Origin of the sequence: Komagataeibacter xylinus, from assembly GCF_031081985.1 — a bacterium.
Taxonomy (GTDB): domain Bacteria; phylum Pseudomonadota; class Alphaproteobacteria; order Acetobacterales; family Acetobacteraceae; genus Komagataeibacter; species Komagataeibacter xylinus_E.
On record NZ_JARWSK010000002.1, the window covers coordinates 43,319 to 61,815 of the forward strand.

The window sequence follows — 18,497 nt, forward strand, 5'->3', positions numbered from 1 at the left end:
CGGCGGCCAGTTTCCTTCCTGCGTCGCCCATGTTCTTCATGTTTTTGTCCGGATTGCCCGATACATGCCGTTTCCCGAAACCCACCCCGCCCTGCAACGCGCGCTGGACGAGCGTGGGTACGATAACCCGACTCCCGTCCAGAAAGCGGTCCTGGATGTCGCAGCCGAGGGGCGTGACCTCCTCGTCTCCGCCCAGACCGGCTCGGGCAAGACCGTTGCCTTTGGCATCGCCATGGCCGACACCCTGCTTGGTGGCGCCGAACGCTTCGGCCCCGCAGGGCCGCCGCTGGCCGTCATCATCGCGCCCACCCGCGAACTGGCCATGCAGGTCACGCGTGAACTGACCTGGCTGTATGCCCCCGCTGGCGGGCGCATCGTGTCGTGCATTGGCGGCATGGATGCCCGCCGCGAGGCGCGCGCGCTCCAGATGGGCGCGCATATCGTGGTCGGCACGCCGGGGCGGCTGTGCGACCACCAGTCCCGTGGCCGTCTGGACATGTCGGACCTGCGCGTGGTCGTGCTTGATGAAGCCGACGAGATGCTTGACCTCGGCTTCCGCGATGAACTCGAGCAGCTGCTCGACGCCATGCCCAAGACCCGCCGCACACTGCTGTTCTCGGCCACCATCGCCAAGGAAATCGCATCGCTTGCGCGCCGTTACCAGAACGACGCCGTGCGCATCGACACCCTTTCGGGCGCCAAGCAGCATGCCGATATCGAATACCGCGCCATCGTGGCCGACGCCCGCGAGCTAATCCCCGCCGTCGTCAACGTGCTGCGCTATACCGACAGCCAGACCACCATGGTGTTCTGCGCCACCCGCGAGATGGTGCGCCACATGCAGGCGGCCCTGGTCGAGCGTGGCTTCTCCTCGGTCGCCCTTTCGGGTGAGCTGGGGCAGAACGAGCGCACGCGCGCCATCGACAGCCTGCGCAAGGGCCAGGCCAATGTGTGCGTGGCGACCGACGTGGCGGCCCGTGGCATCGACATCCCGGCCCTGGCGCTGGTGGTGCATGCCACCCTGCCGACCGACCCCGCCACCCTGCTGCACCGCTCGGGCCGCACGGGCCGCGCGGGCCGCAAGGGCGTGTGCGTGCTGATGGTGCCCATGTCGCAGCGCCGCCGCGCCGAGCGCCTGATGCAGGGTGCCAAGATCACGGCCACATGGTCCGGCGTGCCGACGGCCGCCGAGATCCGCGCCAATGACGCCAAGCGCCTGCTGGCCGACCCCGTGCTGAACCAGGACGTGGCGGAAGCCGATGCCGAACTGGTGGGCCAGCTTGTGGAAGGCCGCACCAGCGAGCAGCTTGCCGCAGCCCTGCTGCAGATGTACCGCGCCCGCCTGCCCGCGCCGGAGAACGTGCGCCACATCACGCCCGATGCCCCGCGCCCCGTGCGTGAGCGCCCCGAGCGCGATGGCCCACGCCCCCCGCGCGAGAGCTATGGCAGCGGCGAGCCGGGCGCCTGGTTTGCCATGAATGTGGGGCGGCAGGAAAAGGCCGACCCGAAATGGCTGATCCCGCTGATCTGCCGCCTTGGTGGCGTGCGCAAGGCGGATATCGGCGCCATCCGCATCAACGACAGCCAGACGCTGTTCGAGATCACGCCGGAATCGACCGAGAAGTTCCGCTCGTGCATCGCCGCGATCGAGAATGACGAAGTGCAGATCTCGCCCGCCGCAGCCCCTGCCGGTGGCGCAGGCCCGCGCCGCAGCGGGCCGCCGCGTGGTGGCCGTCCCTTCGCCCGCAAGCCCGGTGGTGGCGGTGGCCGCCCCGGTGGCGGGTTTGGCGGGGGGCCGCGTGGGGCTGCTTCATCGCGCAAGCGCCCGCCGCGTTCGTAAGCGCTAGGCACCTTTCTTCCGTTAACCTTCATGCCCGGCATTGTCCGGGCATGTTGCGTTTCAGGGCCGTGAAACAGGATCATCTTTCATGCGGCCCTTCCTGTTCCGCCTTTGTCCGTTGCCGGGGCCATGCGCTTTCAGCCCCATGCCGCGTATGCAGCTTTTCAAAAAAACAGTCTGTTCGGAAAAAAAGTCGCAAAAATCAGAGCCGTTGCGACAATGCTTGTGCCGGAAAGGTACAAAAAATGCCGCCTTTTTTGAAAAAAGGCGGCACCCAAAAACTTTTATTGTTTTTTATCAATGATCTGTTTTCAAAAAGTTTTTTGAAAACAGATCGCAAACAATTCTTTACTGGCTGTTCTGGCTATTGCCACCAAACAGGCCGCTCACGTCGGAACCGGTCTGGCTTTTCAGGTTATCCCAGCGCTGGCGTTCCGCGCTGCCTGCATCACGCAGCTTGTCGAGGCGATTTTTGGGCGCGTTGCGAATCGCATCCAGCCGGTCCCGGCCGTTCTGGATCTTCTGGTCCACGCGGCCGCGGTCATCGGCCAGCTTCTGCTTTTCATTATCCCACCGGCCCACGGTGTCCTGGCGCAGCGCATCCTTGCGGTCCTGATAGCCCTGCTCCACGTTCTGCTGCCTGTCCTTCCACGCCTGCTCGCGATCCTGCAGGCGGGTGTTGGCGCAGTCACCGGCCTGCGCCACGCGGCCAAGCACATCCCATTTGGAGGTGGTCTGGCTACTATCACAATCAGCGGCCCGCGCCGTGATGGAAACACCCGTGCCTGCCGCGACAACTGCCAGAACAAGCATATATTCACGAAACTTCATTAACGGAGCCTTGTACAAAATGATTTTGACCTGAAACTTTACAGAAACATATGTCAGATTCCGGTCAGAAACATGACAATGCACTGTCATCATTCCTGAATATAGTAATCAGGCGCCAAAAGCGTAGCGCATGCAGCACATGCCACCTGCCATGCAAACGCAGGTGAACCCGCTCCCCATGGTGGACAGTCCGCGATAATGGCACTATGTGAGGCATAAATACATATTATCCATTCCGAATTATAACCCCGAACCCGGTTGCCTTCCGCCACTTTCGTTGCGGTCATGCTGCCGCCTGCCAGCAATGGTCACTGCCGCGATGTGGAATGAACCATACCTTGAAACCTGCTGCCGCTCGGCCCTGCACCGGCTGAAGCTGAGTGGTGAAAACGGACGCCCGACCGGCCTGCGCGATGACCCCTGCCTGCGCAGGCTCACCGGCATGGGCCTGGCCGAGATGCATGGCGAGACCCGCTTCACCATTACCGGGCAGGGGCAGGCCCGCCACCGGACCGAAATACTGAAACTGGCCCCATGATCACCCATGCCGACATCTGGCGCGCAATCGACCGCCTGGCCGCCGAGCGCGGACTGACCCCTTCAGGCCTGGCACGGGCGGCAGGGCTGGACAGCACCACCTTCAACCCTTCCAAACGGATCACCCCATCGGGCCGCCCGCGCTGGCCGGGCACCGAAAGCCTTGCGCGCACGCTCAGCGCCACCGGCATATCCTTCGAGGGGTTCAGCCGCCTGCTCGCGGGCCATGACGACCCCGAGGCGGATGGCAAGGTGCATCATTCCCACCTCAGGATCGCCCCGTTCTCGCAACTGGCGCACCCCGAGCTGTTCGACGAGACCGGGCTGCCCGAGGGCGAGCGGTGGGAAAAATGGGATTATCACGGCATGGCGGACCATCATTCCTATGCCGTGCATGTGGATTGCGATTCAATGGAGCCGATTTTCCGCAAGAATGGCACGCTGATCATCTCGCCCACGGCGGCCATACGCGTGGGCGACCGGGTGCTGCTCCATACTGCGCAGGGCATGGCGTGCTGTGGGCATGTGGTCGAGCGCTGGCATGACGCGCCCATAACCGCCCCGCTGCATGAGCTTGTGCGCATCCGTGGCCTTGGCGCCATTGACGGCCAGGAAATCATTCTCGATGGCACCACGCGCATCCATCGCATCACGATGGCGTGCATGTAGGCAGCCGCGCAGTCCCGCCCCGATATTTTCCTGCCCGGCATGACAGGTAGCGGCTGACTTTCATGCAAATTTACACTATGTCTCGCCCATGACCGACACGCCCCTCTCCCTGATCCGCAATTTCTCGATCATCGCGCATATCGACCATGGCAAATCGACCCTGGCCGACCGCCTGATCCAGGCCTGCGGCGCGCTGACCCAGCGGGAAATGACCAACCAGGTTCTGGACAACATGGATCTGGAACGTGAACGCGGCATCACCATCAAGGCGCAGACCGTCCGCCTGACCTACCCGGCGGAAGATGGCAAGACCTACGTGCTCAACCTCATGGACACGCCGGGCCATGTCGACTTCGCCTACGAGGTCAGCCGCTCGCTTGCTGCATGCGAGGGCTCGCTGCTTGTTGTCGATGCCTCGCAGGGGGTGGAGGCGCAGACGCTGGCCAATGTGTATCAGGCCATCGATGCCAACCACGAGATCGTGCCGGTGCTCAACAAGGTTGACCTGCCCGCCGCCGACTGCCCGCGCGTCAAGGAACAGATCGAGGAAGTGGTGGGCATCGACGCCGAGGACGCCGTCGAGGTCTCGGCCAAGACCGGGCTGAACATCGAGGCCGTGCTTGAAGCCCTCGTCAAGCGCCTGCCGCCGCCCACGGGTGATGCCGAAGCCCCGCTCAAGGCATTGCTGGTTGATAGCTGGTACGACCCGTATCTGGGCGTGATCACGCTGGTGCGCGTGAAGGAAGGGCGGCTCAAGCGCGGCATGCGCATCCGCATGATGTCATCTGGCGTGGTGCATCTTGTGGATCAGGTGGGCGTGTTCGCGCCGCGCATGACTAACGTGGCCGAGCTTGGCCCGGGCGAGATCGGCTACATCAACGCCGCCATCAAGACCGTGGCCGACACCAATGTGGGCGACACCATTACCGATGACCGCCGCCCCGCCGAGACCCCGCTTGCAGGCTTCAAGCCTTCCATCCCGGTGGTGTGGTGCGGCATGTACCCCATCGTGGCCGATGATTTTGAAAAGCTGCGCGACAGCCTTGCCAAGCTGCGGCTCAATGATGCCTCCTTCCACTACGAGGCCGAGACATCCGCCGCCCTTGGCTTCGGCTTCCGCTGCGGATTCCTTGGGCTGCTGCACCTCGAGATCATCCAGGAGCGGCTGAGCCGCGAATTCGACCTAGACCTGATCGCGACCGCGCCTTCAGTGGTCTACAAGATGCAGCTGACCAATGGCGAGACGGCGGAACTGCACAACCCCGCCGACATGCCCGACCTGTCGCTGATCGAGAAGATCGAGGAACCGTGGATCAAGGCCACTATCATGGTGCCCGATGAATATCTGGGGGCCGTGCTGACCCTGTGCAGCGAACGGCGCGGCGTGCAGGAAGACCTGACCTATGTGGGCAACCGCGCCATGGCGGTCTACCGCCTGCCGCTCAACGAGGTGGTGTTCGATTTCTATGACCGGCTGAAATCCGTCACCCGTGGCTATGCCAGCTTTGACTACCAGATGGACGGCTACGAGGAGAGCGACCTCGTGCGCATCTCCATCCTCGTCAACCAGGAGCCGGTGGATGCGCTGTCCTTCATCGCCCACCGCTCGGCTGCCGAGACGCGCGGGCGCTCCATCTGTGCCAAGCTCAAGGAACTGATCCCGCGCCAACTGTTCAAGATTGCGGTGCAGGCCGCCATTGGCAGTCGCATCATCGCGCGCGAGACCATTGGCGCCATGTCGAAGGACGTGACCGCCAAGTGCTATGGCGGCGACATCTCGCGCAAGCGCAAGCTGCTGGAAAAGCAGAAGGAAGGCAAGAAGCGCATGCGGCAGTTCGGCAAGGTCGAAATCCCGCAGAGCGCCTTCCTCGCAGCACTCAAGATGGACCAGTAACCCCTGCCCCGACCGCCTGCCGCGCCGAATTGCGGCGGGCGGTCAGGGCATGCCGTTTTTCGCTTGCGCGGACGGAATTTGGTGATATGTTCCGCACCCATCGGATACCGCCACCCCACGGGCGTGGCGAGACTTCGATACGGCTGGAGAGATGGCCGAGCGGCTTAAGGCGCACGCTTGGAAAGCGTGTGTACGTTAATAGCGTACCGTGGGTTCGAATCCCACTCTCTCCGCCATATCCTTATGAAATCAGGTCGTCAGATACCTCCGGCGTTACAGTCGCGCAGGGTATCGAGCGGCGTGTACAAACCTCTTCCGTCAGCCCCATGCCACCCGGGCGGAGGCAGGGCTTTCGGTGCCCAAAGCGGGCAGAACCGACCGCAATGCCGTGATGACTCAACGCCCTTGGTGGAGCATAAGAAAACTATGCGGCCTGATGAAGAGCAGTTCAAAATAGCATGATGTGACAATGCGCACAGGGATTTTGCAGTAACGGGGCATTACCAGCCACCGAATAGTGCAAATACGTGCAATCAATATGCATCAATGCGCTGATGATATGCCAATATCATCAAAAAATGACATTCTCCTGTTTATATTTTTCTTTTCCTTTTCATGACCGGAACAGCGCTTTTCAGGCGCGCATGCATTGGCGTTGCGTCCATCGGCACGGCCATAACGTAACAAAGAGTGACCGCTACTTATCGACGGATTATTTTATTCCAGATAGCATGGTCCCTGTCCGTCACGGGAATGACATGATTCCGTCATGGCATGACAAAACAGCTTGCGGAATATCCGGTCTGGCGCGTATCAGGCGCGACAACAGGCATTGCGCTCAGGGAAGTACGAAGATCATTGGAAAAGAGTGCGTTAAACGAAAAACCTGGTGCAGGTGAAGGCCGGGTTGCCGTTGTCACGGGGGCGACGGGCGGTATCGGGCAGGCTCTTGTCCGTCGCATGCGCGCGAGGGGTTACACCATCATCATCCTGTCGCGCCAGGCGCGGGCCGCAAGCCCCGGCATCAACACCGTCATGTGTGACCTGACCGATAGCGGGAGCATAACGCAGGCCGCAGCCGACATTGCCGCCCATACGCCTAAAGTGGATGTGCTGGTGCACTGCGCGGGCATCATTACGCCGCAGGCCGTGGGTGAACTCGACAGCGCCACCATTGCCAGCCAGATTGCCGTTGACCTGACCGCGCCGATCGAACTGACCAATGCCCTGCTGCCCATCATGCGCCGCGGCGGGCATATTGTTTTCGTCAATTCCATGGCCGCGGCTTTTCCGCTTGCGGGCAGCAGTGTCTATACGGCCGCCAAATTCGGCCTGCGCGGGTTCGCGCGCGCGCTCGAGCAGGAACTGCGGCCCCGGCGCATACAGGTTTCCTCGATCTATCCCGCCAGTGTCAACACCCCCATGCTCAGCCAGGAAATGGCGGCAGGCGGGTCGATCTACAACTTCATCGACCCCCCGCAGGAACCCGATGTCACCGCAGGGCGCATCCTTGAATGCTGCGAGCGTGGCAGCCGCGAGGTCTTCAGTTCCGTGTTCGACAAGCTGTTCACCCATGCCTGCCTCACCTCCATGCGGCTGCTCAACCTGAGCCTGCCCATCATGAAGCTGCTCGGGCGCAGGGGCTACCGCCGCTACCAGCGCGGCCTCACCCCCCGCCCCTGATCCCAGCAGGGCCGAATTCAGGCCTTTTGCAGCAGTTCGCGCGCCAGTTCGTTATGCCTGCGGGCCAGACGTGCGGGGTCGTGCTCGGTAAACTCCCCATCACGGATCAGCACGCGCCCGTTGACAATGGTGCAGGCCGCGCGGCGCGGCGTGCAGAACACAAGGGCCGCCACCGGGTCGGCCTGAGCACCTGCATGGTCGATGCCACGCAGGTCAAACGCCACGATATCCGCCGCCATGCCCGGCGCGAGATGGCCAATATCGTCACGCCCCAGCACGGCTGCGCCACCGCGCGTGGCCAGTTCCAGCACTTCACGCGCCTGCATCATGGGCTGGCCGTCGGGCGTATCAAGCAGGCGGCCAAGCAGCATGGCCTGCCGTGCCTCGCCCAGCATGTGGCTGCCATCATTCGAAGCCGATCCATCCACGCCCAGCCCCACCCGCATGCCCGCCGCCACCATGCGCCGCACGGGCGCGATGCCCGAGCCAAGGCGCATGTTGGAGCACGGGCAATGCGCCATGCCGGTATGGGTGGCGCCAAAGCGGTGAATGCCCGCCTCATCAAGCCGCACGCAGTGGGCATGCCACACATCGGGGCCGATCCAGCCGGTATCCTCGGCATATTCGGCAGGCGTCATGTTGAATTTTTCGCGGCTGTAGGCGATGTCGCTGGCATTTTCGGCCAGATGGGTGTGCAGCATGGTGCCGGTGGCCCGCGCCAGGGCGGCGGCATTGCGCATGAGGTCACGGCTCACTGAAAAGGGCGAGCAGGGTGCGACCGCAATGCGCTGCATGGCCAGTGATTCGGGGTCATGATAGGCCGCGATCACGCGCGCGGTGTCGGCCAGGATCGCGTCTTCATCCTCCACCACGCTGTCAGGCGGCAGGCCGCCCTTGCTTTCGCCCACGCTCATGGCGCCCCGGGCGGCATGAAAGCGCATGCCCATCTGCCGTGCCGCCTCGATCTCGTCATCGAGCCGCGCGCCATTGGGGAACAGGTACAGGTGATCGCTGCTTGTGGTGCAGCCTGACCACAGCAGTTCGGTCATGGCCGTGCAGGCGGAAACGCGGATCATCTCGGGCGTCAGCCCCGCCCAGATGGGGTAGAGCGCCTGCAGCCATCCGAACAGCGAGGCATCCTGCGCTGCGGGAATGACGCGGGTCAGCGTCTGGTACATGTGGTGGTGGGTGTTGACCATGCCGGGCATGACCACGTGGCCGGTCATGTCCATCACCTCATCGGCGGCAGGCAGCGGGTCGGCGGGCGTGCCAATGCTGGCCACCTGCCGGTCACGCACCAGCACCCACCCGCCTTCAATCTCGCGCCGTGCGGCATCCATCGTAACGAGACGCAATGCATTCCTGAGCAAAAGGGTACGAGCCATGGGCCATCACCATACAAAACGGGAAAACGCATGCTTATGCCGCATTTTGCACGTCCTGCCCATGGAACCGCGCGCACGGGTATGGTTTCTAGAATTCTCTAGCCGGCTTGCCCCAACCCTGAAGGAGTTCCCCACATGGCAGCATCCGCCGATACCCTGCATGTCGATCCGCTCGTATGGGGTCATGGCCCGAAAGTGTTCGAGACGTTTTTGGAGCCGACCTGCCCGTTTTCCGTCCGGGCCTTCACCAAGCTGCCTGAACTGCTCGAGGCCGCGGGGCCGGAGCGCATCACCATCAAGATCCGCCTCCAGTCGCAGCCGTGGCACATGTTCTCGGGCGTGATCGTGCGCTGCATCCTTGCCGCAGCCACCCTGCCCGACGGGCGGGAGGCCGCCCGTGCCGTCATGTCTGCCGTGGGCGCGCACCGTGAGGAATTCGAGTTTACCGACCATTGCGCCGGGCCGAACATGGATGCGACCCCCAACGACATCATCCGCCGGATTGAAAGTTATAGCGGGCTGAAACTCGCGGCGGCCTTTGCCGTGCCCGCCTTACAGAAGGCCATCAAGTGGCAGTGCAGATATTCCCGCCAGAACGGCATTCACGTCTCGCCCACTTTCATGGTCGATGGCCTGATCGACCCTGCCATCAGCAGCGGCGATACGGTGGGGGAATGGATGGCGCGTATTTTTGCCTGACCGGCCGGAACGCTGCCTTTATTTTAAAAGGCAGCGTCTTTTCGAAGCTTTTTTGAAAAAAGCTTCACCAAACACTTTTTATGACTTTTATGAAAATGGTGCCGGGTGAGGGATTTGAACCCCCGGCCTTCGGTTTACAAAACCGCTGCACTACCACTGTGCTAACCCGGCATTATAGCACTACTGCCATGCTGTTTCCCCTTTTTGCCGAAATGTCCCGCACGGTCAAGCAGGGATTCGCGGGGCTGGCAACGACACGAAAAGCCCGCACAGGAAACAGTATGCAAACAGAAAAAAGTTTTTGGTGAAGCTTTTTTCAAAAAGCTTCAAAGAACGCCGCCTTTTTGAAAAAAGGGGGCACCCAAAAACTTTTATCATTTATTATCAATTCATTAATTGCAAATAACCCTTTAATGCGCCGCCATCTTCTTAGCCCAGGCCGCCTGGATACGCGCGCGTTCGACCGCACTCAGCCCGCCGCTGCCAACCGACGGGGCCGCCGCCCGCGCATGACGCCCGTGGCGCACCGGGCGCGAGGCATGCGGCGCGATGCCCGCGGCCGGGTTCTCGTTCACATCCTGTATGGCGCTGGCGCAGGATGAGTTCTTACCCACGCCACCTTCAATGGTGGGCAGCAGCCCGATGGGCGAGAACACGAAACCCGTCAGCACCGAGGCCACGGCACGGCCGATAATCTCGGCGCCGGGGCGGATATGGGGGCTTTTGAGCGGCCCGGTGATGTAGAGCGGGCCGGGAAAGGACGCGATGGCGAAATGCCGCGAGTGCGTGAGCAGCGTATAGTCGATGGTATTGTTGCTGAACTTGATGTCCCCCTTGCCCACCGTGCGGGTATCGCCCGTCTCGAGCAGCATGGTGCGGGTGTGGAAGACACCCTCATTGAGCGGCATATCAGCTATGAGGCATTTGAGGTCGGTGCGCGCGGGCAGGCCAAGGGCGGAGAGCAGCGCCTTGCCGAGTTCCAGTCCCAGCAGGTCGGGCAGGATGGCTGAAATATCGCCGCCTTCATCAAGGGCCATGGTCACGCCGCCATTGCCGCTACCCACGATCTGGGCCAGCGACTGGCCATGGCCATGCACCATGATGTGCCCGCCAATAACGCCCTGCCCGTGCAGGTTGCGGCCCATGGCCTGCATGAGGCGGGCAAGGTCGATCTGCTCCATGTCGATGCGGATGCGCGCATCCACCCCGTTGCCCTGCGGCACGAAGGTGCCGCTACTGGCCAGCCGACCACGACCCACGCCAAAGTTCAGGTGGTGCACATCGATCGTGCCATCACGGATATCGGCCAGCACGTCGATATTGTCGAGCGGGACATGCCGGTTCTCGATATGGTCGCCATGATAGGCGAGATGGACATTGGTGGCCTTGAGCTTGGGCATGTTGATGGGCGTTGTGGGCAACACGGCGCCACTGGCCTCATGCGCCTTCTCTTCTGCCGCCTGCTGCGGGGTCGAGGGATGATCGCCCGGTGTCGCGCCAAAGAAACCGCCCAGATCGGCAAGGTCCACATGGCGCGAGTGCAGGTCGGTATCGACAAAGGTCACGGCCTGGTGCGGGTCCACGCTGAGCGTGCCGCCCAGATCGCTGGAGCCCACCGTGCCTTCGAATTCATGAAAGCGCACCCGGCCATCAACATAATCAAGGCCGCCCGCCACATGGTAGGCGGGGGTTTGCGGAATCACCACGCCGGTCAGCGGGTAAAGCAGCGACATGTCCGGCCCCGCCAGCGTCAGCCGCAGCCGCGCGCCCCTGAACGCAATCGGATCATCAACCGAGCCGACCAGTGTCAGCCGCGTAGGGCCATGGCGCACGTCCACATCCACCGGGTAGGGCTTTGTCCGGTCCGCCAGCGAGACCAGCGCACCACCCGAGAAATGGCCGATAATCGCCTGCCCCGTATAGGTGCCGCGAATGTCGGCCACGATGCGGGGCTGGATGTCGCCCTTGCCGGGCATGGTGTGCACCTGTGCGCGCATGTCGCTGCGCAGGCCCGCATGCACGAGATGGAGCTGGCCATCATTGATGTTGAGTTCACCAATGCGCGGCATGCCGCCCGATGAACTGCCGCCACTGTCAGGAAACTGGTAGTTGGCCCGCCCCCCGCGTTGCTCGTTGAGTTCAACCACCGGCCTGTCGAGCGCTATGACCGGCAGGTCGATCCGGCCGCCCAGCAGATGCCACAGGTTGAGGCCCACCATCAGGTGGTCGGCTGTGGCGAAGGGCGGCAGCTTTTCAAACCCGTCCGGCTCGTCAATGCGCACGTCATCGGCCCTGACGCGGATCACGCGCCCGATATGCACATCCAGGTGGGCTACCGTTACCTTGCGGCCCAGTGCCGCCCCCGCCCTGCGCTCCACGATGGGAATGAACCAGTCCCATGACCAGAAGATGACCAGCGCCATGATCGCAACAGCCAGCACCCCCAGAACCGGAAAACGTATCTGCGCCAGCACACCGCGCGGTGCCGTGCTGTTCTTGGGTTCGGGTTGAGGCATTGCTGCATGTGCTCCTTGTGCAGATGGGGGTCAGCCATCAGATGAACGAGTGGCGACCGGGTGGAGTTGCGCCCACCGCGCCCCACAGCCTTGCACGCTCCCGGTTAACGGCTGGTTCAGGCCGGTGCGCTTTGGGGTGGCGCGGGGGGCGTGCGTCCTGTATGCGATCAGGCAACTTTATCCCCTTCTGTAACCAGATTGACGCGAGAGGTCACTGTCATGCCCGCCTATCGTTCCCGCACTACGACCCATGGCCGCAACATGGCCGGTGCGCGCAGCCTGTGGCGTGCAACCGGCATGAAGGATGGCGACTTCGGCAAGCCCATCATCGCCATCGCCAATTCGTTCACGCAGTTCGTGCCCGGCCATGTCCACCTCAAGGACCTGGGCCAGCTCGTGGCAGGCGCCGTGGCCGAGGCCGGTGGCATTGGCCGCGAGTTCAATACCATTGCGGTCGATGACGGCATCGCCATGGGTCATGGCGGCATGCTGTACAGCCTGCCCTCGCGCGAGCTGATTGCCGATGCGGTGGAATACATGGTCAATGCCCACTGCGCCGATGCGCTGGTGTGCATCAGCAACTGCGACAAGATCACGCCGGGCATGCTCATGGCGGCGATGCGGCTCAACATTCCCACCATCTTCGTCTCTGGCGGGCCTATGGAAGCGGGCAAGATCCTCAATAACGGCACCGCGCAGCAGGTTGACCTCATCACATCAATGGTGGCGGCGGCCAACCCCGATGTCAGCGATGAGCAGTCCGCCACGATCGAACGCTCCGCCTGCCCCACCTGCGGCTCATGCTCGGGCATGTTCACCGCCAATTCCATGAACTGCCTGACCGAAGCACTCGGCCTGGCCCTGCCGGGCAATGGCAGCCTTGTCGCCACCCATACCGACCGTCGCGACCTGTTCGAGCGCGCGGGCCGCGACATCGTGGCGCTGGCAAAGCGGTGGTATGAAAACGATGACGCCACCGCCCTGCCGCGCGGCATCGCCACCAAGCCCGCGTTCGAGAACGCCATGACGGTCGATATCGCCATGGGTGGCTCGACCAACACCGTGCTGCACCTGCTCGCCGCAGCGCATGAGGGCGAAGTGCCCTTCACCATGGCCGATATCGACCGCCTCTCGCGCCGCGTGCCCAACCTGTGCAAGGTCTCGCCGTCCCGCATGGACATCCACATGGAAGACGTGCACCGCGCGGGCGGCATTCCCGCCATCATGGGGGAACTGGCCCGCATGGGGCTGCTGCATCTCGATGCGCCGAGCGTGCATGCCCCGAGCGTGAAAGCCGGTCTGGCGCAGTGGGATATCAGCACCGATACGGCCAGTGAGGCGGCCCGCACCTTCTTCAGCGCAGCCCCCGGCGGCGTGCGCACCACGCAGGCATTCTCGCAGTCCAGCCGCTACAAGGCCCTCGATACCGACCGGGCCAATGGCGCGATCCGCGATGCGGAGCATGCCTATAGCCGCGATGGCGGGCTGGCCGTGCTGTTTGGCAACCTGGCGGAAGATGGCGCCATCGTCAAAACCGCAGGTGTTGCGGACAACCTGCTCACCTTCACCGGGCCTGCCCGCATCTTTGAAAGCCAAGATGCCGCCGTCTCCGCCATCCTCGGCAACAAGATCGTGGCGGGCGATGTGGTGGTGATCCGCTATGAAGGCCCCAAGGGCGGTCCGGGCATGCAGGAAATGCTGTACCCCACCAGCTACCTCAAATCGAAGGGCCTGGCCGAGAAATGCGCCCTGATTACCGATGGCCGCTTCTCGGGCGGCAGTGCGGGGCTTTCGATCGGCCATATCTCGCCCGAGGCGGCGGAAGGCGGCATCATCGGCCTGCTGGAGGAAGGGGATACGATCGAGATCGACATTCCCAACCGCATCCTGCGCACCACCGCAAGCGATGCCACGCTGGCCGCCCGACGCGAGGCGATGGAAGAGCGCGGCGACCGCGCCTGGCAGCCTGACCGCACCCGCACGGTCTCGGTTGCATTGCAGGCTTATAGCGCGCTGACCACCAGTGCGGCCCGTGGCGCCGTGCGCGATGTCAGCCAGCTTGGCCGCCGCACCAGCCGCTAAAATGGTTCGGGGTGCTCCGGCCTGCAGGCCGGGGCACCCCTTTTTCAAAGCTTTTTGAAAAAAGCTTCACCAGAAACTTTCAGGTTTCATGCGCCCGGCAGGCAGGCCCTGCTACGCCCCATGCGGCGGAATGTAGCCGTAACATGGTGCCGCAGCGCTGCAAGGTCGGGCAGGATGGCGTTATGCAGCGAGCGCACGCTTTCATGCGTGGCATAAAAGCGCAGCGACGTGGCCAGCCCGGTAATGATGGCCGCCCCCACGAACACGCCATCGACTTCTATGATCTTTGAATCAAACATGACTTCCTGCCCTGAGCGGCCCTTTGCACCAGCGTGCCGTGCGGTTTCCCCTCATCTGGAGACAACCCGCATGCCGGTCATGGCCTGTTTCTTGCTATTGTCGTAACGCGCCAACGCGGCCCGGCCCGAAGGGTTTCACGGCGTATTGGCGGTTAAAAACATTTTTTTACAGACACTTGCGTCCGATTTCGGAGCGCTGTGCCGTATCGTGTTGCCGCATGCTGTAGCATTTGCTGGCAAGGATAGAAAGAGCATTATTGTGGCATTTCAAGGGCCACTTTCATGAATGGATAAATCGATACTGGAACAATACATTAAAGATATAATATATTTTTAATATATGTGAAAATATGAGTTCTTATTACATAGATTTGATATGCAACCCTGCCATGAGGCATACCCCGCCTGCCGGGCAGGGCTGGCAAGACGTCCCTCTTCATGACAGGAAAGGGGTCAGCCCTGTTTCCCTGCCCCTGAATACGGACCCTGCCGCCTTGTACCGCCCTGCATGCCTTCCCCTCCCGCATCGCCTGCGCCACCTGCTTGAGGGTGCGGCGGCCTGTCTGGCCGTGGCCCTGCTGCCCGTTCCGGGCCATGCGGCACCGGCCTATCCCGCTCCGATCATGGGGCCGCAGACCACGGCCCATGCCTGGGGCATCGATACCCGTTTTGCCCAGAGCACGCCCTGCCGGGTGGACATGACCATCAATCAGGCAACCTTCCTGGCCCACATGCCGGAAATGATTCAGGCAGGGCTGTTCAACACGCAGGTTACGCCCGCGCTACAGAAAAAGATCCCCCATTACCTCATGAACACAGTGCAGATCGACGTGACGCCGGGCTTCGTGCATGCGCTGTTTACGCAGCGCGGCGCGCCTGCAAGCTGTCATTTTGCGTGGTTCTATACTGCTCCTGATGGCACCCGCCACCCGATGGTGGCCTTTGACATGACCCGCGCCGCCGATGCGCGGATTGACTGGGCGCATCTGCGCTTTGGCGACATGGCAGCCGCCACCCGCAACCCGGTGATCGACTCCGGGTTCGATGCGCTGGTCAATCAGGAGACGGTGGACGTCACCATTGCGCTGGGCCGTGCCACGCCCGAGAACGACCTGCCGCCGCCTTCACACGCAGGCACGGGCGCGCGGTAACTGGCGCCGTCTGTGTTTGAAAAAGCCTTTTCTTTCAAGGCTTTTTGAAAAAAGCTTTACCAAAAACTTTTATCATTCTTCTTTCAGTGCGCTAGGCGGGGTGCCTGATGTACTGAAGTGCGAGATCAATCAGGGCCGCTGCCAGCAGCAGCACCGTCACCACGCGCAGGACCAGCCGCAAGCGGCGCTCACGCGGGGTCGGGGCCAGTTCGCGCCGGTTCATGATAAAGGGCTGCGACTGCTGCGGATTGCCTTGATCGGGTCGGTCAGCCATTGCCCTGCTCCAGCAGATGTTTCATGGATAAGCCGCCGTTTTACCAGAACAGATGGATAACACCAGAGCGTGCCCCACCCCTTTCTCCGCCCGCTCAGGGCCTGGTCCGCGCTGCTTTTTGCCTCGGCCCTGCTTGCCACCCTGCCCCACCACGCGGCCCGCGCGCAGAACTGTGCGGAACTCGGCGCAGGCCAGCAACTGCCCGTGGTGGATAACCCGAAACTGGCGCGCGATACGCAACTCCTGTGCAGTACCCGCTTCGCCGTGCTGTATTCCGCTCTCGCACGTGAGCCGTTATGGGTGGCCGAGCACCTTGACACCGCCATGGTCCGCGCTGCCATGCAGACCCCGCGCGAAGGCGAATTCCACCCTGATACGCGCATCGCCCCCGGCGCACGCGCCGAACTTGAGGATTACGTGCGCTCCGGCTTCGATCGCGGGCACATGGCGCCCTCGGGCGACATGCCCGACCGGCAGAGCCAGCAGGAAACCTTTGCGCTCTCCAACATCGTGCCCCAACGCGCAGCGCTGAACCGGGGCCGCTGGGCCGAAATCGAATCCGCCGTGCGTGGCCTGGCCCTGCGCACGGGCAATCTTTACGTGGTGACCGGCCCGGCCTTTCACGCAAGCCGCCTGTCAGCCATCGGGCCGGACCGGGTGCTTGTGCCGACCTCCACATGGAAGGCGGTCTATGACCCGCGCAGGCAGCAATCGGGCGTGTATGTCTGCCATAATGTGGCGCGCAGCCCCGGTTGCAGCCATGTCAGCGTGATGGAACTGACCCGTATCACCGGCGTCGATCCCTTCCCCGCGCTGCCAGCGAACGTAAAGCAGACCTGCATGACGCTGCCGCTTGGCCATGCCCGCACGGCCACGAAGCACGCGCGGCGGCGCACCCGGCGGCGTGTCTATACACGCTGGTAAAAAGCAAAAGATAAACGTTTTTGGATGCCGTCTTTTTTTCAAGAAGGCGGCGTTCCTTGAAGCTTTTTGAAAAAAGCTTCGCCAAAAACTTCTGGTTTTTTTCAACTGCCCTGCAAGACATATTCTGGATGAAGGAGACATGACCATGACCGCCCACTCCCCCGCCCTCGTGCCCTTTGCCGATAACAGCGTCAGCCGCACCATTGGCGGCATGACAGTGGAAAACGGCACCGACAGCATCGCGTTCTATGGCCAGACAGATTTCAGCCGCGACAGGGCCGGCCTGGCCCGCGCGCAGGCGCTGCTCGCCTTCATGCAGCAGGTGGTCACGACGCTTGAGGCCCAGAAAGACCTGCCCGATGCCCTGCCGCAGCAAAAACCCGCCAAGGTGGACAACCCTTTCCTGTAAAAACCGCCCAGACGCACAACGGGGCCGGTCCATTGCTGGACCGACCCCGTTGAAAAACCCGTTCCCCGCAGCACAGGGCCGCGGGAAAAGCCGGATCAGCGCTTGCTGAACTGGAAGGAACGGCGGGCCTTGGCGCGACCGTACTTCTTACGTTCAACAACACGCGAATCGCGCGTCAGGAAGCCAGCGGCCTTCAGGATGCTGCGCAGCGCGGGCTCGTAGTGGGTCAGCGCACGGCTGATGCCGTGACGGACCGCACCGGCCTGGCCGGACAGACCACCACCAACGACCGTGCAGTACACGTCGAACTGGTTGTAGCGGTCAGCCACGAGGAAGGGCTGCGTGATCAGCATGCGCAGCACGGGGCGCGCGAAGTAGGTGCCGACCGGACGGCCATTTACGATGATGTCGCCCTTGCCCGGCTTGATCCACACGCGGGCCACGGCATCCTTACGGCGGCCGGTGGCGTAGGCGCGGCCCTGCGCATCGCGCTTGGCTTCGTAAACCGGGGCGGCTTCCTGCGCGGACGTCACCTGGCCGGAAGCAACGGCTTCCTTGAGGTCAGCGAGCGTGCCTGTACGTTCTTGGGTTTCAGACATGTGGTTCAGCCCCTGACCTTCTGGGTATTGACGGCGTTCTTGCGGTTGAGCGATGCAACATCGAGAACCTGCGGCTTCTGCCCCTCATGCGGGTGCTCGCTGCCTGCATAGACATACAGGTGCTTCATCTGCGCGCGCTGCAGCGGGCCGCGCGTGATCATGCGCTCGACAGCCTTGCGCACCACGTGGCCGGGGTTCTTGCCGGTCAGGCGCTGGGTGATGGTGCGCTCCTTGATCCCGCCGGGGTAGCCGGTGTGATAATGGAACAGCTTCTGGTCAACCTTGTTGCCGGTCAGGCGAACCTTCTCGGCGTTGATGATGACGATATTGTCGCCACAATCAACATGCGGGGTGAACTGCGGCTTGTGCTTGCCGCGCAGGCGCTGGGCAACGATGGCGGCCAGACGGCCAAGAACGAGGCCCTCGGCGTCGATCAGGGTCCAGCCACGCGTCACCTCGGCGGGCTTCAGCGAAAGTGTGGTCTTCATGGGTCTAGTGTTCCGTCCAGTAATGTAGCGGTAACAGGTGGCGCGTTATCAGCCGCATCATGTGCAAACGTCAAGCACATAATCCGTTGAGGGCGGCATTTTTCCGCTAAAAAATCGCGTGTGGTATCATGATACCGCCATCTTTCGCATCACGACCTTCCCACGGGCGATTGCCGAGGGGGGGCACAATGCGATAGCAGTCAGTTCACGGTCATTA

17 protein-coding genes and 2 tRNA genes are annotated in these 18,497 nt (G+C 62.6%); 11 read left to right on the top strand and 8 right to left on the bottom strand.

Going from position 1 to position 18,497, the window contains the following annotated elements; genetic code table 11:
- The first annotated feature begins 64 nt into the window (after positions 1-64).
- Positions 65-1,840, top strand: coding sequence for a DEAD/DEAH box helicase (locus tag QEG70_RS03980; RefSeq protein ID WP_159261015.1), 1,776 nt, complete (start codon positions 65-67; stop codon positions 1,838-1,840).
- A gap of 348 nt (positions 1,841-2,188) precedes the next feature.
- Here QEG70_RS03980 and QEG70_RS03985 read toward each other — a convergent pair whose 3' ends face one another.
- Positions 2,189-2,671, bottom strand: a complete 483-nt coding sequence (locus QEG70_RS03985) for a hypothetical protein (protein WP_308719492.1) — start codon at positions 2,669-2,671, stop codon at positions 2,189-2,191.
- Between the two features lie 319 nt (positions 2,672-2,990).
- Between QEG70_RS03985 and QEG70_RS03990 the strand changes: the two genes are divergently transcribed.
- From QEG70_RS03990 to QEG70_RS04010, 5 genes are all read left to right on the top strand, one after another.
- A complete protein-coding gene (locus QEG70_RS03990) occupies positions 2,991-3,209 on the top strand; it encodes a hypothetical protein (protein ID WP_308719493.1) in 219 nt (72 codons plus the stop codon).
- Positions 3,206-3,877 (top strand): S24 family peptidase, encoded by a 672-nt coding sequence (locus QEG70_RS03995; protein WP_308719494.1) that lies wholly within the window; start codon positions 3,206-3,208, stop codon positions 3,875-3,877. The genes QEG70_RS03990 and QEG70_RS03995 overlap by 4 nt, the downstream gene beginning before the upstream one ends.
- A gap of 88 nt (positions 3,878-3,965) precedes the next feature.
- The gene (lepA, locus tag QEG70_RS04000) at positions 3,966-5,771 is read left to right on the top strand and encodes a translation elongation factor 4 (protein ID WP_130732420.1); all 1,806 of its coding nucleotides are present in this window, start codon (positions 3,966-3,968) and stop codon (positions 5,769-5,771) included.
- A 145-nt stretch (positions 5,772-5,916) separates the two neighbouring features.
- Positions 5,917-6,007: transfer RNA gene (locus tag QEG70_RS04005), tRNA-Ser, on the top strand.
- Between the two features lie 538 nt (positions 6,008-6,545).
- On the top strand, positions 6,546-7,454 hold the full coding sequence (locus QEG70_RS04010) for an SDR family NAD(P)-dependent oxidoreductase (RefSeq protein ID WP_308719495.1): 909 nt from the start codon (positions 6,546-6,548) through the stop codon (positions 7,452-7,454).
- A 17-nt stretch (positions 7,455-7,471) separates the two neighbouring features.
- Here the strand turns inward: QEG70_RS04010 and QEG70_RS04015 are convergent, their stop codons facing one another.
- Positions 7,472-8,839: an 8-oxoguanine deaminase gene (locus QEG70_RS04015; protein WP_308719496.1), complete on the bottom strand. Its 1,368-nt coding sequence runs from the start codon at positions 8,837-8,839 to the stop codon at positions 7,472-7,474.
- A 135-nt stretch (positions 8,840-8,974) separates the two neighbouring features.
- On the opposite strand from QEG70_RS04015, the gene QEG70_RS04020 reads away from it, so the two are divergent.
- Positions 8,975-9,538 carry a DsbA family protein gene (locus QEG70_RS04020; RefSeq protein WP_308719497.1) on the top strand — a complete coding sequence of 188 codons (564 nt, stop codon included), beginning with the start codon at positions 8,975-8,977 and terminating at the stop codon, positions 9,536-9,538.
- A gap of 96 nt (positions 9,539-9,634) precedes the next feature.
- Here QEG70_RS04020 and QEG70_RS04025 read toward each other — a convergent pair.
- Positions 9,635-9,709, bottom strand: a tRNA-Thr gene (locus tag QEG70_RS04025).
- 239 nt (positions 9,710-9,948) lie between these two features.
- Positions 9,949-12,054 (bottom strand): AsmA family protein, encoded by a 2,106-nt coding sequence (locus tag QEG70_RS04030; protein WP_308719498.1) that lies wholly within the window; start codon positions 12,052-12,054, stop codon positions 9,949-9,951.
- Between the two features lie 219 nt (positions 12,055-12,273).
- Between QEG70_RS04030 and ilvD the strand changes: the two genes are divergently transcribed.
- Positions 12,274-14,136: a dihydroxy-acid dehydratase gene (ilvD, locus tag QEG70_RS04035; RefSeq protein ID WP_308719499.1), complete on the top strand. Its 1,863-nt coding sequence runs from the start codon at positions 12,274-12,276 to the stop codon at positions 14,134-14,136.
- A gap of 86 nt (positions 14,137-14,222) precedes the next feature.
- On the opposite strand, the gene QEG70_RS04040 is transcribed toward ilvD, so the two are convergent.
- Complete coding sequence (locus QEG70_RS04040; protein ID WP_308719500.1) at positions 14,223-14,435, bottom strand: hypothetical protein; 213 nt, start codon at positions 14,433-14,435, stop codon at positions 14,223-14,225.
- 494 nt (positions 14,436-14,929) lie between these two features.
- Here QEG70_RS04040 and QEG70_RS04045 point away from each other — a divergent pair, with 494 nt between their 5' ends.
- The gene (locus tag QEG70_RS04045) at positions 14,930-15,586 is read left to right on the top strand and encodes a hypothetical protein (protein WP_308719501.1); all 657 of its coding nucleotides are present in this window, start codon (positions 14,930-14,932) and stop codon (positions 15,584-15,586) included.
- Positions 15,587-15,677: 91 nt separating this feature from the next.
- On the opposite strand, the gene QEG70_RS04050 is transcribed toward QEG70_RS04045, so the two are convergent.
- Positions 15,678-15,860: a hypothetical protein gene (locus QEG70_RS04050; protein ID WP_308719502.1), complete on the bottom strand. Its 183-nt coding sequence runs from the start codon at positions 15,858-15,860 to the stop codon at positions 15,678-15,680.
- A gap of 69 nt (positions 15,861-15,929) precedes the next feature.
- On the opposite strand from QEG70_RS04050, the gene QEG70_RS04055 reads away from it, so the two are divergent.
- The gene (locus QEG70_RS04055; RefSeq protein ID WP_308719503.1) at positions 15,930-16,784 is read left to right on the top strand and encodes a DNA/RNA non-specific endonuclease; all 855 of its coding nucleotides are present in this window, start codon (positions 15,930-15,932) and stop codon (positions 16,782-16,784) included.
- Between the two features lie 145 nt (positions 16,785-16,929).
- A complete protein-coding gene (locus tag QEG70_RS04060; protein ID WP_308719504.1) occupies positions 16,930-17,193 on the top strand; it encodes a hypothetical protein in 264 nt (87 codons plus the stop codon).
- Between the two features lie 95 nt (positions 17,194-17,288).
- Here the strand turns inward: QEG70_RS04060 and rpsI are convergent, their stop codons facing one another.
- Together rpsI and rplM are read right to left on the bottom strand one after the other, a co-directional pair.
- Positions 17,289-17,792: a 30S ribosomal protein S9 gene (gene rpsI / locus QEG70_RS04065; protein WP_061272413.1), complete on the bottom strand. Its 504-nt coding sequence runs from the start codon at positions 17,790-17,792 to the stop codon at positions 17,289-17,291.
- Positions 17,793-17,797: 5 nt separating this feature from the next.
- On the bottom strand, positions 17,798-18,280 hold the full coding sequence (rplM, locus tag QEG70_RS04070) for a 50S ribosomal protein L13 (protein WP_308719505.1): 483 nt from the start codon (positions 18,278-18,280) through the stop codon (positions 17,798-17,800).
- Between the last annotated feature and the right edge of the window lie 217 nt (positions 18,281-18,497).